Source organism: Deinococcus murrayi DSM 11303 (assembly GCF_000482805.1).
GTDB classification, from domain to species: Bacteria; Deinococcota; Deinococci; order Deinococcales; family Deinococcaceae; genus Deinococcus; species Deinococcus murrayi.
Window position 1 is genome coordinate 52,501 of record NZ_KI519505.1, and the last position, 13,473, is coordinate 65,973.

Sequence of the window (13,473 nt, forward strand, 5' to 3'; positions counted from 1 at the left end):
GCCACTCGGTTTCGGGTCTTGGCACGAGCGCCCGCCCGTCCGTCCGCAGCCGCACGCCGCCCCACTCCACCTCGCCCAGCAGGTGCTGGAGGGGGATGCGGGCGGCCCGCCGCGCTATCAGCGCCCGCAGCCGCGCGGCCTGTTCGTCCGGCACCTCTTCCCCCGCACGGGTGAGCAGCGCGGCCCCGGTCAGGCCCAGCGTGTGCTCTGCGAGGGCGCGGGCGTCCACCTCCGGCGACGGCACCCCCGCCCCGCGCAACCGCTCGCGGGCTTCAGCCAGCAGGCGGCTCAGGGTGGGCATGACGCGGCAAAAACGGCTGAAAGCTGACCGCTGAGAGCGTCCACCTCACCCTACCGCCGCGGCTTGATGACGAGCCGCCGCGCCGCGCCCTCGCCCACCGACTCGGTGGTCACGTCGGGATGGTCTTGCAGGGCGAGGTGCAGCACCCGGCGGTCAGCGGCGGGCATGGGCTGGAGTTCGTGGGGTTCGCCGCTCTTGGCGACCTGCACGGCGAGGCGCTCGGCCAGCTTGCGCAGGGTATCGGCCTGCCGCTTGCGAAAGCCGCCCACGTCCACCCGCACCCGCAGGTCGGTGCGGCCCGCCTGCTTGGCAAGGACCGTGTAGGCCAGCACCTCGATGGCCCCCAGGGTGCGCCCGTCGCGGCCCGCGAGCCGGGCGGCGCTCTCGCCCGTCATGTCCACCTCCAGAGCGCCCTCGCCCTCGCGCACGCTCACCGCGAGGCCGGGGTCAATGCGGGCGGTGAGGCCCTGCAAAAAGCGCTCCAGGACCTCGCGGGGGTCTTGCGCGGCGGGGTCCGGGACGGCCACCGGGCCAGCCCCCGGCTCCGGCGCGGGCGGCGGAGCGTCCGTCTCGTCCGCGCCCGCGATGCCCAGCCCGGCGAGGTAATCGTCGAGGTTCGTGCGGTTGTCCATCCGGACAGTCTAGAGCTTGCCCCGCCCGGACAACGGGGCCACGCTCCCGGCGCACCCGGCGCTTAGGCCCCAGCGCTTTTCTCGACGAGGTAGGCCCGCTCAATCACGTCCGGCGTGCCGGGCATCCCCGGCTGGATGCGGGTGAGGCGGTCGAGGACGTCCAGCCCCTCCACCACGCGCCCGAAGACCGTGTGCCGCCCATCGAGGTGCGGGGTGGCCGTGAAGGTGATGAAAAACTGCGAGCCGTTGGTGCCCGGCCCCGCGTTCGCCATGCTCAGGACGCCCTTGCCATCGTGACGGTGGGGGTTTCCGGCGAACTCGTCCTCGAACCTGTAGCCGGGGCCGCCCGTGCCCGTGCCGGTGGGGTCGCCGCCCTGGGCCATAAAGCCGTCAATGACCCGGTGGAACTTGATGCCGTCGTAGTAGTGGTGCCGCAGCAGGTACGCGAACGAGTTGACGGTGACGGGCGCGTCGTCCGCGAAGAGGTCGAGGACGATGCGGCCCTTGCTCGTCTCCAAGACGGCCCGGTAGCGCTTGCCCGGCTCGATGCCCTCGCCGAGTTCGGGAGCCGCCGCAAAGCGCGTCTGGCGCTCGCTCGACAGCTCTGGAGTGGGGGTAAAGCCGTCGGCGCGGTACTGGTCGGTGGTCATGGGGAGCATTGTAGCGGCCAGCGGCCCGCAGCCAGCGTCCAGCAAAAATCGCAGGTGCTTCAGCGTTCGCGGCCCCTGCTGGCGGCTGGAAGCTGGCCGCTGGGTGCTGCCTACCCCACCACCCACTCTCCCCCCCGCATCAGCGCTTCGCGCCGCCCCTCTGCCGTCACGCCGTCCACGTCGGTGCTCGCGGTGCCGAGCATCCAGTCCACGTGGATAAGGGAATCGTTGCCGCCCGCCGCCCGCAAGGCTTCGGGGTTCTCGCCGCCCCGCACGTTGGTGGGGTAGCAGCGCCCGAAGGCGAGGTGCGAGGCCGCGTTCTCGTCGAAGAGGGTGTTCAGGAAGAGGGTGCCGCGCTGCGAGACGGGCGCACTCGCCGGGACGAGGGCAATCTCGCCCAGCCGGGCCGCGCCCTCGTCGGTGTCGAGCAGAGCGCGCAGGGTGTCCTCGCCCTTCTCAGCGCTGACTTCCATCGCCTTTCCCCCCTCAAAGCGCACCCGGATGCCCTCGATGAGCTGCCCGCGGGCCGCGAGCGGCTTGCTCGCCACCGCCACCCCGTCCACCCGCTCGCGGTGGGGTGCGGTGAACACCTCGTCGGTGGGCAGGTTGGGTACTCCGCGAATGCCGTTTTTCGCCGTCTCCGCACCGCCCTGCCAGATGTGGTTCTCAGCCAGGCCCACGGTGAGGTCGGTGCCCAGCTCGGAGCGCAGGTGAATCGCCGCGTACTGCTTCCCGTTGAGGAAGGCGGTCAGGCGCTCCAGCCGCGCCAGGTGCGCGTCCCAGGCGGCGACCGGGTCCGTATGGTCGGCCCGCGTGACGGCGAAGATGTCGTCCCAGAGCCGGGCGACGGCCTCGGCCTCCGGCAGGTCCGGGTAGACGCGGGCGGCCCAGGCAGGGGTGCTCATGGCGGCGACGGTCCAGCTCACCTGAAAGCCCCCCGTCGCTTCCGAGACGGCTTTCATCGCCTGCGCGACCCGCTTGGAGCGCCGGGCGACGCGCTCAGGGTCCACCCCCGCGAGCAGCGAGGGGTCCTCGCCCACGATGCCGATGGAAGCGTAGCCGTCCGCGACCATCGCCTCCCGCTGCGCCGCGTACCAATCGGGCAGAAAGTCCACCGCCTCGTCGCTGCCGTCCTCGAACAGCGCCAGGCCGAGGTGCGCGTCGTTGTAGGTCACCCGCACGTCGGTGGCCCCGGCCCGGTACGCCGCTCGCGCCACCAGCCGCACCAGGGGCGCGGCCTCAATGGGCGCTTGCACGAGCAGCTTGCCGCCCTGCGGCAGATTCACGCCCGTCCGCACGAGGAGTTCGGCGTAGCGGGCCAGCTTGTCGTCAAAGGAGAGGGTCATGGGGGCCACTCTACGGCGGGGATGGGGGGGAAAGTCGGTCCATGCGCCGCCCCTGACCGCTGCCCTACCACCCCTCGATTTGCCGCCCGGCCTCGAACGCCGCGACCCCCGCCGCCACCGCCAGATTCAGGCTGCGGCCCCCGCCGGGTTGGGGGAGCTTGAGCGCGGGCAGCCCCTCCCGCAGCCAGCTTGGCAGCCCGCGCGACTCCGGGCCGAAGAGCAGGTGGTCGCCCCGGCGAAAGCCCGCCCGCGTGTGGTACGTCTGGGCGTGGGCGGAAAAGGCCCACACCCGCGCCCCGGCGGGCAGGCTGGCCTGGTACGCGGTCCAGTTTGCGTGCTCGTGCAGGGTCACGCCCGCCAGGTAGTCCATCACCGCCCGGCGAAACTCGCGGTCGTGCAGGTGGAAGCCGAAGGGCCGAATCAGGTGCAGCTCGGCCCCCAGCACGGCGCAGGTGCGGGCCACGTTGCCCACGTTCCCCGCCTTTTCCGGCTCGAAGAGGACGAGATGCAGCAGGGGGTCACTCATCGCCCGCCCGCTCCAGCAGCGCGGTCACCCTCACCTGCACGTGGTCGGGAGCCAGCCCTTCGGAGGTCTTGAAGCTCACGCCCACTTCGGTGTCGGGGAGGCCGAGCAGCCCCGCGACCGTGCGGGCGATGTCTGAGCGCAGCGGCCCCAGCTTGGGCTGGTCGAGGGTCACGACCAATGCGACGTTCGCCGGGCGATAGCCCCACTCCCGCACGAGCGCGAGGCAGCGCTCTAAGATAACCCGCGAGTCCAGCCCCGCGTTTTCCTCCTCCGTGTCAGGGTAGTAGTGCCCGATGTCCCCCAGCGCGAGGCCAGAGAGCAGGGCGTCGGCCAGGGCGTGCAGCACGGCGTCGCCGTCCGAGTGGGCAACCGCGCCGCGCCGGGCGTGCGGGATGGGCACCCCGCCGAGCACGAGGGAGCGGCCCTCCTCCAGCCGGTGCGCGTCCTCGCCGTAGCCGATGCGGTAGGGAAGAGGGGGAAGGGTCATGGGGGGAGGATAGCGGGGAGCGGTCAGCCGTCAGCTTTCAGCGGTCAGCTTGCTGCCTCCCCCGCCCCCCGTGTCCCGTCCCGCAGCGCCGCCGCGAAAGCCGCCGCATCTTCCGGGTAGACCTCGACCCTCAGCTCGACGCCGGAGGCCGTATACGCCTCCTCACCCCGCACGGTGTCGAAGGTGCCCAGCAGGTGATAGAGCACGCTGAGATGCTCGAAGGGGACCCGCACGGTGAGGGGCTGCCGGGGCCGGACCTCCAGCCGGGGCGCGGTGCGCAGGCACTCGGCGGCGGTGCCCCCGTAGGCACGGACCAGCCCCCCCGTGCCCAGCTTGACGCCACCGTAGTAGCGCACGACAACCACCATCACGTGGTTGAGGCCCTGCCCCTCGATGGCCCGCAGGATGGGGGCGCCCGCCGTCCCGCCCGGCTCGCCGTCGTCGCTGAAGCGGTACAGGGGGCCGATGCGGTAGGCCCAGCAGTGGTGGGTGGCGTCCGGATAGCGCTCCCGCAGGGCGGCGAGCTGCGCGAGGGCCTCCTCCGGGGTGTCGGCCCGCCCCGCAAAGGCCAGGAACTCGCTGTTCTCGATCACCGCGCTGTGGCAGTGCCCCTCGGCGAGGGTGGTGAAGGGGGCGGTGGGCAGCTCGGTCACAGCAGGCCGCGCTCCTCCAGGTGCCGCCGGGCGTGCCACAGGGTCAGGCTGCTGGGGCCGTCGTGGATTTCGCCTGCTTCCAGCATCCGGTAGACCTCCGGGAGGGGCAGGGTCACCCGCTCGATGACCTCGCTGTCCTCGTGGGCGGTGTTTCCCAGCGTGACGCCCAGCGCCAGCAGCGAATAAAAGACCACCCCGCTGATGCTGGGCTGCGGGTAGAAGCCGGGCAGCGCGACCCATTCTCCGGCCACGCCGCCCACCTCCTCGGCAAGTTCGCGGGCGGCGGCCTCCAGCAGGTCCTCGCCCGGCTCGACCCCTCCGGCGACGACCTCCCAGACGGTCGCGCCCAGCGGGTAGCGGTACTGCCGGATGAGGACGGCCTCGCCCGCCCCCGTCACCGGGAGCACGAAGGCGGCGCGGGGACCCCTGGGGCGGTACTGGTAGCGCACCTCCGCTCCCGAAGGCGTCTGCACCCGGTCTTCGAGGACCACGCGGAAGCCGCCGACGAGCACCCGCGACGAAAGCGTCTTCCACGGCTGTACCCCGCCGGGCACGAGCGCGGCCCAGTTGGGGTGTTCGGGCGGTGGTGGCGTCATGGGGTCTAGGCTAGCGCAGCCCCCCGCCCCCGCTAGACTGCCTCCCGTGATTGTCAAGTACGGCGGCAACGCCATGAAGAGTGAGGCGCTGCGCCGCGCCGTCGCCCGCGAGATGGCCGCCCTGCGCTCGGAGGTCCCGGTCATCGTCGTTCACGGCGGCGGCCCGGCCATCGAGCGCGAGCTGGCGGCGCGGGGCATCCCCTCCGAGTTCCGGGGGGGCCTGCGGGTGACCTCGCCGGAGGCGATGGATGTTGTCGAGATGGCCCTCTCGCAGCTTGGCAAGCGCCTCAGCCAGGACCTCGGCGGGGCGGTGGCCCTCACCGGGCGCGACGCGGAGTTGCTGCGGGCCGAGGTCCTCGACCCCGCGCTGGGGCGGGTGGGCCGGGTGACCGGGGTGAACGCGAGTCTGCTGCGGACCCTGCGGGGGGTGGGCCTCACCCCCGTGGTGGGCTGCGTGGCGGTCGGCCCGGACGGGGAGGCCCTCAACGTCAACGCGGACACGGCGGCGGGCGCGGTCGCCGGGGCGCTGGGCGAGGGCATCGTCTTTCTGACCGACGTGGACGGTCTCTACCGGGATTACCCCGACCCGGCGAGCCTGCTGCCCCACCTCACCCGCGTGGAGGCGGAGGCGGGGATTGCCCAGGGCTGGATTGCGGGCGGCATGATTCCCAAGGTGCGGGCGGCCCTGGACGCGCTGGAGGCCGGTGCCCCCTTCGCCGTCATCGCCAGCGGAATGCGGGAAGGGGTGCTCGCGGCGGCGGCGCGGGGGGAGGCGGGGACGCGGCTGACCCCCTGAGAGCCGGGCTTAGCTGCGGCTCCCGGCAGACGCGAGGCTGCGGTAGTCGTCCTTGAAGGTCTGAAGTTGTTCGGTGAGGATTTCTCGGAAGAGGGCTGACACGCGGGCCGGGGTCACCTCCTGGCGGTCGGCTCCCCAGTGCTCGGTGTCCCAGATGGTGGCGACATTGATGTCGACGTCACCGTCGTAGGCCATCAGCGTCTGCAACTCCAGGGACGCCTTGTAGAGCATGGGAGCACCGATGTTGTTCATGCGGAAGGTAAATGCCAGCACTCGGTGGCAGCGCTCGGCGGCGTCGAACTCCTGCGCCCGCAACCCCAGCCCCCGGAGGGCCGCCGCGATTTGTTCCTCGGCCTGCCGCACCTTGGGGGCGTCCTCCCGGCGGTCAATCTCGACGATGGCGTCGTAGCACAGAATCTGGCCTTGGTTGAGTGCGGCCAGGTTGGGAGCGCGGACAGTCGGCGCGGCGTGAACGGTGGGAGGCAGCAGTGCGGTCAGGGCCAGGAGTCGTCGCATGGGCCAGTGTAAGCCCGCTTCTCCCCACCCGTCACGGAATCAGCGCCTCCAGCTGTCCCAGCCGCCCGCGCAGGGTCTCCAGGTCCGGCGCGACGAGGTTGACGTGCCCCAGCTTGCGCCCTGGCCGCGCCGCTTTGTGGTAGAGGTGCACCCGCGTGCCCGGCAGCGCGTCTACCGCCGCCCAGTCGGGGTCCTGGCCGCCGGGGGTGCCGACCACGTTCACCATCGCGGTGGGGTGGAGGGGTGCCCAGTCGCTCAGCGGCAGGCCCAGCACGGCCCGCACCTGCGCCTCAAACTGGCTGACCCCGCCGCCGTCCTGAGTGAGGTGCCCGGAGTTGTGCACGCGGGGGGCGACCTCGTTGGCGAGCAGCTCGCCCCCCGGCAGCAGGAAGAACTCGACCGTGAGCAGCCCCTCTAAGCCCCAGGACCGGGCGACCGCCCCGGCCAGGGCGCGGGCCTCGGCCTCGGTCCCGGCGGGCACGGCGGCGGGCCACACGCTCGTTCGCAGGATGCCGTTCCGGTGCACGTTTTCCACCAGCGGCCCAAAGGCCACCTCGCCCGCCGCTGTGCAGGCCACCGCGAGGCTGACCTCGCGCTGGAAGGGCACCAGCCCCTCCAGCACGCCGGGCACGCCCCCCAGCTCCGCCCAGGCCGCCCGCAGCTCGGCCTCGCTTCCCACCCGGCGCTGGCCCTTGCCGTCGTAGCCGAGTTCGGAGGTCTTGAGCAGGCCCCGCCCGCCGACGGCCTTCAGCGCCCCGGCGAGGTCGCCTTCATTCCGCAGCTCCACGAAGGGCGCGGTGGGCACCCCCGCCGCCCGCAGCGCTTCTTTCTCGCGGGCACGGTGTTTCGAGCGGGCGAGCAGGGCACCACCGGGCCGCACCGGGACCCGGCCTTCCAGCGCGGCGAGGGCCTCCACCGGCACGTTCTCGAACTCCAGCGTCACCGCGTCGCAACCCGCCAGCCGCTCCAGCCCGGCGGGGTCGGTGTAGGGGGCCAGCAGGTGCTCGGCGCACAGGCGGGCGGGGGCCTGGGGGTCGGGTTCCAGCACCACGCAGCGCACGCCGAGGGGCAACGCGGCGAGGGCCAGCATCTGCGCGAGCTGCCCGCCCCCCAGGATGCCCAGGGTCCGGCCTGGGGCGCTCACTCCGCCCCCGCCTGGGGGTGGCCCTCGAAGTAGGGGTCGTCCAGCACGGCCTGCGTCTGCGCGGCGCGGAAGGCGTCGAGCCGCGCCCGCACCCCGGCGTCGGTGGTGGCGAGCAGCCCGGCGGCGAAGAGGGCCGCGTTTTTCGCCCCCGCCTCCCCGATGGCGAAGGTGGCGACCGGAATCCCGGCGGGCATCTGCACGATGCTCAGCAGGCTGTCCTGGCCCGACAGCGCCCGGCTCTGGACCGGCACCCCCAGCACGGGCACCCGCGTAAAGGCTGCCAGCATCCCCGGCAGGTGCGCCGCGCCCCCCGCCCCCGCGATGATGCAACTCAGGCCCAGGCGCTCGGCCCGCGCCGCGTAGGAGGCCAGCAGCCCCGGCGTGCGGTGTGCCGAGAGCACCCGGACCTCATAGGGAATCTCCAGCCGGGCGAGCAGCGTCAGCGCCCCCTCCATCGTCCCGAAGTCGCTGCGCGACCCCATCACCACGCCCACGCGGGGCCGCTGCCCCGTCCCGCCCTCCGCCGCAAGGTCCGTCACGGGAGGCATCCTACCCGCCCCCCGCCCTCTCCTGCCCCATGCGCGTCCAGGACCTGAACTGGGAAGGCGTAGAAGCCTACCTCCGCCGCGACGACCGCGCCGTGCTTCCGCTGGGCTGCACCGAGCAGCACGCCCGCCTCAGCCTCGCCACCGACAGCTTGCTCGCCGAGCGGGTGAGCGTGGAAGCCGCCCTGCCCCTCGGCATCCCCGTCTTTCCGGTGCTGCCCTACGGCATCACGCCGACCTTCACGGCGTACCCTGGCACCCTCAGCCTGCGGGTCACGACTTACCTCGCCCTGCTGGATGACCTGCTTTCCGGGCTGTACGCGCAGGGCTTCCGGCGCATCCTCATCGTGAACGGACACGGTGGCAACAGCCCCGGCCAGGGCTGGCTGGGCGAGTGGCTTGCCGGGCACCCCGGTGCGCGGGTGCAGTGGCATAACTGGTGGAATGCCCCGCGCACCTGGGCGGCGGTGCAGGCCACCGACCCCCTCGCCCGCCACGCCAGTTGGATGGAGAACTTCCCCTGGACCCGGCTGGAGACGGTGAGCACTTCCGCCGAGCGCAAGCCGCTGGTGGACCTCGCTCGGCTGCGCCAGCTTCCCCCGGCGGGGGTGCGGGCGCGGCTGGGCGACGGCAACTTCGGGGGCGTGCCAGGGCGGCCCGACGCCGAGATGGAGCGCCTCTGGCAGGAGGCGGTGCGCGAGACGCGGGAGTTGCTGGAGGCGGGCTGGGTTTCCTGACGGGCGTGGGCGCTACCCTCCCCCCATGACGCCCGACTCGCCCGATTACGATTGGCTCTACGCCCGCACCCGCGCGGGCCGGGAACGTGGCCCAGCGGGTGCGCGGGCGCTGCTCTCGCGCCTGGGCCGCCCCGACGCCGCCTTCGGAAGTGTGCGGGTGGTGGGCACCAACGGCAAGGGCAGCACCTGCGCGATGCTGGAAGCCGGGCTGCGGGCCGCCGGGGTCCGCGTGGGCCGCTTTACCAGCCCGCACCTCCAGCGCTACGAGGAACGGGTGCGGGTGGGGGGAGAGGAACTGGACCCCGCCCGCACCGCCGCCTTCATCGCCTGGGCGAAGGCGCACGCGCCGGAGGCTGCCTTCTTTGACCTCACCCTCGCGCTCGCCTGTCAGGTCTTTGCCGAAGAGGGGGTCGAGATTGCCGTGATGGAGGCCGGAGTGGGCGGGGCTTCCGACGCGACGGCGGCGCTGGCGGACGTGCGGGCGGTCGTGCTCACCAATGTGGCCCTCGACCACGTGGCGACCCTGGGGCCAACCCTGGCGGACATCGCCCGCGACAAGGCGGGGGCCGTGCGGCCCGGCGTGCCCCTGCTGACCACCGCGACGGGCGAGGCGCTGGCGGTCGTGCGCGAGGTCACGGGGGAGGTGGGCGCTCCGCTGCTTACCCCGCAAACCCACCCGGACCTCTTCGCCCTGCCTCACCCTCCGCGTCTGACAGGCCCCCACCAGCGTTCCAACGCGGCGCTCGCGGCGGCCACCCTGCGGACGCTGGGGTACCCGGAGGGGGTGGAGGCGGCCCTGGACGCCACCTTCCCCGCCCGGCTGGAGCGCTTCGAGGTGGAGGGCAAGGCGGTCTGGGTGGACGGGGCGCACAACCCCCACGCGGCCCTCGCCCTCGCCGTCAGCCTGCCGGGGGGCGCGGACGTGCTGCTCTTTGGCGGCCTCGCCCGCAAGGACACGGCAGCCACGCTGGAGCCGCTGCTGGGGCTGGCCCCCCGGCGCGTCTTCACGTCCCCCGGCGACCCCGCCGCCCCCCCGGAGGAACTGAGCGCCCGCTACGGCGGCGAGGCCGTGCCGAACGTGGCGGCGGCCCTCGCCCTCGCCCTCGCGCAGACGCCCCCCGGCGGCACGCTGCTCGTGGCGGGAAGCCTCTACCTGGCGGGCACGGTGCGGGGTCTGCTTGACAGGGAGTGAAGCGGGCGGCTAGACTCCTTTCCGCTCTGGGTCGTTAGCTCAATTGGCAGAGCAGCTGACTCTTAATCAGCGGGTTGTAGGTTCGATTCCTACACGACCCACCAGAGAAAAGCCCCGCCCCCAGCGGGGCTTTTGCCCGTCTGGCTGCCCTCAGTCCCCGGCCAGGCTCAGGGGCCGCCGGGCGGAAGAGCCGTGCGGGGCGGCGACGGGCTTGGCGTACCAGGTCATGACCGGGCGGGCGTCGCGGGCAAAGGTGTAGCCCAAGCGTTCCCAGAAGCGCGCGCCGCGGGGGTTGTCGCCCAGCACGCTGGCCAGGATGCGGGTGGTGCCGGGGGGCACGCGGCCCTCCAGGTCGCGCACGGCGGCTTCGCCCAGCCCCTGCGACTGGCGGCCTTCGCGAATCAGGAGCAGGTTGATGGTGAGGTCGCCCGGCTCCGGGTAGTCGAGTTTGTAATCCAAGCTGCCCACGCACTCGCCCGCCTCGTCGTGCAGCAGCTCCAGGCGGCGGCGAGGGTCCAGCAGGGCGATTTCCACGTCTCGCGCGACTTCGGCGGGGGTGGGCACGCGGGTGCCCAGCAGGGCGAAATAGCCGGGTGCCGACGCATACAGCTCGTGCAGCAGCGGCGCGTGTTGGAGGGCCAGGGGGGTTGCCTTCAAGGTGCATGCCTCCCGTCCGGTCGGCGGGGCCTTGGGATAGCGTTCGGAGGGGACCGGACGGCCCGCAGCATACGCCCCCGCGCGCTGGTCAGAGCGTGAAATGCCCCCCAGAGCCTACTTGAGCCTCGCTTCACCCGCTGGGGGCAGGGGGTGCGCTACCCTGCCGGGATGACCCCCGGTTTCTATGCCCGGCGCCTCGCGGCCCCCGGCGCGGTGCTCGCGCCCATGGCCGGCTACAGCGACGCGCCTCTGCGTCAGCTCGCTGCCGAGGAGGGGGCACTGTGGACCGTCAGTGAGATGATCAGCGCGCGCGGCCTGGTGCTGGGCGGAGAGTCCGAAACCCTCCCCCTGGGCCGTCCCTATCCCGGCGAGCGGGAGCGGGTCGTGCAACTGTTCGGGGCCGAGCCGGACATCCTGGCTGAAGCCGTGCGCCGCGCCGAGCGCTGGTTTACGCCCGCCGCCATCGACCTCAACCTGGGCTGTCCGGTGCCCAAGGTGCGCGGGCGCGGGGGGGCTTGCCTCCTCCAGACGCCGGAGGTGGCCTACCGCCTCGTCACCGCGATGCGCGGGGCCACCCGGCTCGACGTCAGCGCCAAGATTCGCCTGGGCTGGGACGAAGACCGCAGCGTCGAAATCGCCCAGGGCCTCGCGGCGGCGGGGGCCAGCCTCATCACCGTGCATGGCCGCACCAGCGCCCAGCGCTATGCGGGTGAGGCCGACTGGGAGGCTATCGCCCGCGTCGCGGCGGCGGTGCCCATTCCGGTGGTGGGGAGCGGCGACATCCTCACGGCGGCGCAGGCCCGCGTCCGGCAGCAGGAGGCCGGGGTGGCCGCCGTGATGATTGGCCGCGGGGCGGTGGGTAATCCCTGGATATTCCGGGCGCTGGCGACGGGCGAAGACGTCAATCCATCCGCCGCCGAGCGTGCCTGCACTGCCCTGCGGCACGCCGAGCTGCACGCCGCTTTTTACGGCCCAGACCGCCGGGGAGTGGCCAGCGTGCGCCCGCTGCGCAAGGTGCTGCCGCGCTACCTCCCCGACCATCCCGACCTGCGGGACGCGCTCGTGCAGGTGGACACGGTGGCGGACGTGGCAGCGGCGCTCGCGCCCCTGCTGGGGGGAGTGCCCCCCGCCCCCACGCCGGCCAGGGCGTATGCTGAGCACTGTCCATGAATGTCCGCGAGTACTACACCTACCTGTCGGGCGCACGCGAGGAGTTGTGGAACTTTCTGCGGGCCTTGCCGGAAGCCGACTTAGGCCGCCCCCTGATCGAGGGCGGCGACCGCTTCCGCTGCATCAAGGACCTGGTGCTTCATGTCATCGACGTCGAAGACCACTGGCTGCACGACGTGGCGCGGGGGGGGCAGGGGGTCTCGGCCCGCTACCCCCACGATTGGGTGCGCCCCCGCGCCGAGGAGTACGCCCTCCCGTGGATTCTCCAGTACGGCAGCGAGGTCCAGGAGCAGACCCGCGCTTTTTTGGCGTCTGGCCCCGACCTGGCCGCGAGGGTCAGGCTCATTCGGGATGACCCCCAGGGCGAGACGGTCACCCTGGACGCCCTGCTGTGGCACGTCATGACCCACGAGGTGCGGCACGCGGCTCAGGTCTCGCTGCTCATTCGCCTGCTGGGGCATACGCCGCCGTGGCTGGATTTCCTGCGCTTCGTGCGGCCTCAGCCCGCCCCGGCCCAGGGCTGACGCGGCTTTCTCCCCTCCGTCCCGGCGGCGCGGGGGGCTTGCCTTTATACTGCGCAGGTTATGCGGACGGTGACGGTAGGCACGCGCGGCAGCACGCTCGCGCTCGCGCAGACGCGGTGGGTGGTGGCCCGCCTAAAGGAGGAGTGGCCGGAGACGGATTTCCGCATCCAGACCATCAGCACGCAGGGTGACCGCAACCGCGGCAGCCTGGAGGTGATGGCCCAAAAGGGCGAAAAGGGGTTTTGGGTCAAGGAGATTGAAGACGCTCTGCTCGCGGGGCGCATCGACATCGCGGTGCATTCCCTCAAGGACCTGCCCACCGAGCAGCCGGAGGGCCTGGAGGTGGCCTCCATCCCCAAACGGGTGGACGCCCGCGACGTGCTCGTCGGTAAGGAAGGCATGAAGCGCCTCGCCGAGCTGCCCCAGGGGGCCAGGGTGGGCACGAGCAGCATTCGCCGCAAGGCCTTTTTGCGGGCCTACCGCCCCGACCTTCAGGTCGTCGACCTGCGCGGGAACATCGACACCCGCCTCGCCGCGCTGGGCACGGGCGAGTACGACGCCATCGTGCTCGCGGCGGCGGGCCTGATTCGCACCGAGCTGCGCCACCGCATCGACGAGTTTATTGAACCGGACGTGCTGCTGCCCGCGCCGGGGCAGGGGGCGCTGGCCCTGGAGACCCGCGCCGACGACGACCTCACCATCGAGGTGGCCTACGCCATCCACGACCACCTCACCGACGACCGGGTCACCGCTGAGCGCGAGTTCCTCGCTGGGCTGGGGGCGGGCTGCATGGCTCCGGTGGGGGCACACGCGACCGTGCAGGGCGGGCTGCTGACCCTGGAAGGCTGGGTGGGCGCGGTAGACGGCTCGAAGGTCATCCGCGCGACGAGTTCCGGCGACCCCGCCGAGTGCGCGGACCTGGGGGCCGAACTCGCCGCCGACATGCTCGCGCAGGGGGCCGCTGACCTCATCGCCGCGGCCCGCTCCTAAGGGGCTGGCCC

The 13,473-nt window shown here is 72.6% G+C and carries 18 protein-coding genes and 1 tRNA gene (1 of these 19 only partly in view); 7 read left to right on the top strand and 12 right to left on the bottom strand.

The genetic code is table 11. The features are described from left to right. From prmC to H565_RS0113310, 8 genes are all read right to left on the bottom strand, one after another. A protein-coding gene (prmC, locus tag H565_RS0113275) for a peptide chain release factor N(5)-glutamine methyltransferase (protein WP_027461468.1) crosses the window boundary here: on the bottom strand, nucleotides 1-301 show its 5' portion. It extends 572 nt beyond the left edge of the window; 301 of the gene's 873 nt are visible here — the first part of the coding sequence; its start codon is at nucleotides 299-301; the stop codon falls past the left edge of the window. Between the two features lie 50 nt (nucleotides 302-351). Beyond that, nucleotides 352-933 (bottom strand): Jag family protein, encoded by a 582-nt coding sequence (locus tag H565_RS0113280; RefSeq protein WP_027461469.1) that lies wholly within the window; start codon nucleotides 931-933, stop codon nucleotides 352-354. A gap of 62 nt (nucleotides 934-995) precedes the next feature. Beyond that, nucleotides 996-1,592 carry a peptidylprolyl isomerase gene (locus H565_RS0113285; protein WP_157469080.1) on the bottom strand — a complete coding sequence of 199 codons (597 nt, stop codon included), beginning with the start codon at nucleotides 1,590-1,592 and terminating at the stop codon, nucleotides 996-998. 101 nt (nucleotides 1,593-1,693) lie between these two features. Next, nucleotides 1,694-2,929 (bottom strand): aminopeptidase, encoded by a 1,236-nt coding sequence (locus H565_RS0113290; RefSeq protein ID WP_027461471.1) that lies wholly within the window; start codon nucleotides 2,927-2,929, stop codon nucleotides 1,694-1,696. A 64-nt stretch (nucleotides 2,930-2,993) separates the two neighbouring features. After that, nucleotides 2,994-3,455, bottom strand: a complete 462-nt coding sequence (locus tag H565_RS0113295; protein ID WP_027461472.1) for a tRNA (cytidine(34)-2'-O)-methyltransferase — start codon at nucleotides 3,453-3,455, stop codon at nucleotides 2,994-2,996. Further along, on the bottom strand, nucleotides 3,448-3,942 hold the full coding sequence (ispF, locus tag H565_RS0113300) for a 2-C-methyl-D-erythritol 2,4-cyclodiphosphate synthase (protein ID WP_027461473.1): 495 nt from the start codon (nucleotides 3,940-3,942) through the stop codon (nucleotides 3,448-3,450). Before ispF ends, H565_RS0113295 begins: the two co-directional genes overlap by 8 nt. A gap of 44 nt (nucleotides 3,943-3,986) precedes the next feature. After that, nucleotides 3,987-4,595 (bottom strand): IMPACT family protein, encoded by a 609-nt coding sequence (locus tag H565_RS0113305; RefSeq protein WP_027461474.1) that lies wholly within the window; start codon nucleotides 4,593-4,595, stop codon nucleotides 3,987-3,989. Continuing rightward, nucleotides 4,592-5,191 carry an NUDIX domain-containing protein gene (locus H565_RS0113310; RefSeq protein ID WP_027461475.1) on the bottom strand — a complete coding sequence of 200 codons (600 nt, stop codon included), beginning with the start codon at nucleotides 5,189-5,191 and terminating at the stop codon, nucleotides 4,592-4,594. The genes H565_RS0113305 and H565_RS0113310 overlap by 4 nt, the downstream gene beginning before the upstream one ends. A 46-nt stretch (nucleotides 5,192-5,237) precedes the next feature. Here H565_RS0113310 and argB point away from each other — a divergent pair, with 46 nt between their 5' ends. After that, nucleotides 5,238-5,987, top strand: coding sequence for an acetylglutamate kinase (gene argB / locus H565_RS0113315; RefSeq protein ID WP_027461476.1), 750 nt, complete (start codon nucleotides 5,238-5,240; stop codon nucleotides 5,985-5,987). A gap of 9 nt (nucleotides 5,988-5,996) precedes the next feature. Here the strand turns inward: argB and H565_RS0113320 are convergent, their stop codons facing one another. The 3 genes from H565_RS0113320 to purE are packed head-to-tail and all read right to left on the bottom strand — an operon-like array spanning nucleotide 5,997 to nucleotide 8,141. Next, nucleotides 5,997-6,503 carry a hypothetical protein gene (locus tag H565_RS0113320; RefSeq protein ID WP_027461477.1) on the bottom strand — a complete coding sequence of 169 codons (507 nt, stop codon included), beginning with the start codon at nucleotides 6,501-6,503 and terminating at the stop codon, nucleotides 5,997-5,999. Between the two features lie 31 nt (nucleotides 6,504-6,534). Then, a complete protein-coding gene (gene purK / locus H565_RS0113325; protein WP_051363642.1) occupies nucleotides 6,535-7,593 on the bottom strand; it encodes a 5-(carboxyamino)imidazole ribonucleotide synthase in 1,059 nt (352 codons plus the stop codon). Between the two features lie 50 nt (nucleotides 7,594-7,643). Next, nucleotides 7,644-8,141 carry a 5-(carboxyamino)imidazole ribonucleotide mutase gene (gene purE / locus H565_RS0113330; protein WP_027461479.1) on the bottom strand — a complete coding sequence of 166 codons (498 nt, stop codon included), beginning with the start codon at nucleotides 8,139-8,141 and terminating at the stop codon, nucleotides 7,644-7,646. An 83-nt stretch (nucleotides 8,142-8,224) separates the two neighbouring features. Between purE and H565_RS0113335 the strand changes: the two genes are divergently transcribed. The 3 genes from H565_RS0113335 to H565_RS0113345 all read left to right on the top strand — a co-directional run bounded on the left by H565_RS0113335 (nucleotide 8,225) and on the right by H565_RS0113345 (nucleotide 10,225). Then, nucleotides 8,225-8,929 (top strand): creatininase family protein, encoded by a 705-nt coding sequence (locus tag H565_RS0113335; RefSeq protein ID WP_027461480.1) that lies wholly within the window; start codon nucleotides 8,225-8,227, stop codon nucleotides 8,927-8,929. A 25-nt stretch (nucleotides 8,930-8,954) separates the two neighbouring features. After that, nucleotides 8,955-10,121, top strand: coding sequence for a glutamate ligase domain-containing protein (locus tag H565_RS15480; protein ID WP_034409638.1), 1,167 nt, complete (start codon nucleotides 8,955-8,957; stop codon nucleotides 10,119-10,121). Between the two features lie 28 nt (nucleotides 10,122-10,149). Then, nucleotides 10,150-10,225 (top strand) — tRNA-Lys (locus H565_RS0113345). A 46-nt stretch (nucleotides 10,226-10,271) separates the two neighbouring features. Here H565_RS0113345 and H565_RS0113350 read toward each other — a convergent pair. Beyond that, nucleotides 10,272-10,778 carry a GNAT family N-acetyltransferase gene (locus H565_RS0113350; protein ID WP_027461481.1) on the bottom strand — a complete coding sequence of 169 codons (507 nt, stop codon included), beginning with the start codon at nucleotides 10,776-10,778 and terminating at the stop codon, nucleotides 10,272-10,274. A gap of 168 nt (nucleotides 10,779-10,946) precedes the next feature. Here H565_RS0113350 and H565_RS15485 point away from each other — a divergent pair, with 168 nt between their 5' ends. Genes H565_RS15485 through hemC form a run of 3 tightly spaced genes read left to right on the top strand, consistent with a single transcriptional unit; the run spans nucleotide 10,947 to nucleotide 13,462 of the window. After that, a complete protein-coding gene (locus H565_RS15485; protein WP_051363628.1) occupies nucleotides 10,947-11,948 on the top strand; it encodes a tRNA dihydrouridine synthase in 1,002 nt (333 codons plus the stop codon). Next, nucleotides 11,945-12,472, top strand: a complete 528-nt coding sequence (locus tag H565_RS15490) for a DinB family protein (RefSeq protein WP_034409640.1) — start codon at nucleotides 11,945-11,947, stop codon at nucleotides 12,470-12,472. The genes H565_RS15485 and H565_RS15490 overlap by 4 nt, the downstream gene beginning before the upstream one ends. A gap of 60 nt (nucleotides 12,473-12,532) precedes the next feature. Further along, nucleotides 12,533-13,462 (top strand): hydroxymethylbilane synthase, encoded by a 930-nt coding sequence (gene hemC, locus H565_RS0113365; protein ID WP_027461482.1) that lies wholly within the window; start codon nucleotides 12,533-12,535, stop codon nucleotides 13,460-13,462. Nucleotides 13,463-13,473: the final 11 nt, after the last annotated feature.

Coding starts and splice junctions, on each gene's coding strand:
- H565_RS0113310 (WP_027461475.1), bottom strand. CDS start 5,191: ATGACGCCACCACCGCCCGAACACCCCAACTGGGCCGCGCTCGTGCCC.
- H565_RS0113280 (WP_027461469.1), bottom strand. CDS start 933: ATGGACAACCGCACGAACCTCGACGATTACCTCGCCGGGCTGGGCATC.
- H565_RS0113335 (WP_027461480.1), top strand. CDS start 8,225: ATGCGCGTCCAGGACCTGAACTGGGAAGGCGTAGAAGCCTACCTCCGC.
- H565_RS15490 (WP_034409640.1), top strand. CDS start 11,945: ATGAATGTCCGCGAGTACTACACCTACCTGTCGGGCGCACGCGAGGAG.
- H565_RS0113320 (WP_027461477.1), bottom strand. CDS start 6,503: ATGCGACGACTCCTGGCCCTGACCGCACTGCTGCCTCCCACCGTTCAC.
- hemC (WP_027461482.1), top strand. CDS start 12,533: ATGCGGACGGTGACGGTAGGCACGCGCGGCAGCACGCTCGCGCTCGCG.
- ispF (WP_027461473.1), bottom strand. CDS start 3,942: ATGACCCTTCCCCCTCTTCCCTACCGCATCGGCTACGGCGAGGACGCG.
- purK (WP_051363642.1), bottom strand. CDS start 7,593: ATGCTGGCCCTCGCCGCGTTGCCCCTCGGCGTGCGCTGCGTGGTGCTG.
- H565_RS0113290 (WP_027461471.1), bottom strand. CDS start 2,929: ATGACCCTCTCCTTTGACGACAAGCTGGCCCGCTACGCCGAACTCCTC.
- H565_RS0113295 (WP_027461472.1), bottom strand. CDS start 3,455: ATGAGTGACCCCCTGCTGCATCTCGTCCTCTTCGAGCCGGAAAAGGCG.
- H565_RS0113285 (WP_157469080.1), bottom strand. CDS start 1,592: ATGCTCCCCATGACCACCGACCAGTACCGCGCCGACGGCTTTACCCCC.
- H565_RS15480 (WP_034409638.1), top strand. CDS start 8,955: ATGACGCCCGACTCGCCCGATTACGATTGGCTCTACGCCCGCACCCGC.
- H565_RS15485 (WP_051363628.1), top strand. CDS start 10,947: ATGACCCCCGGTTTCTATGCCCGGCGCCTCGCGGCCCCCGGCGCGGTG.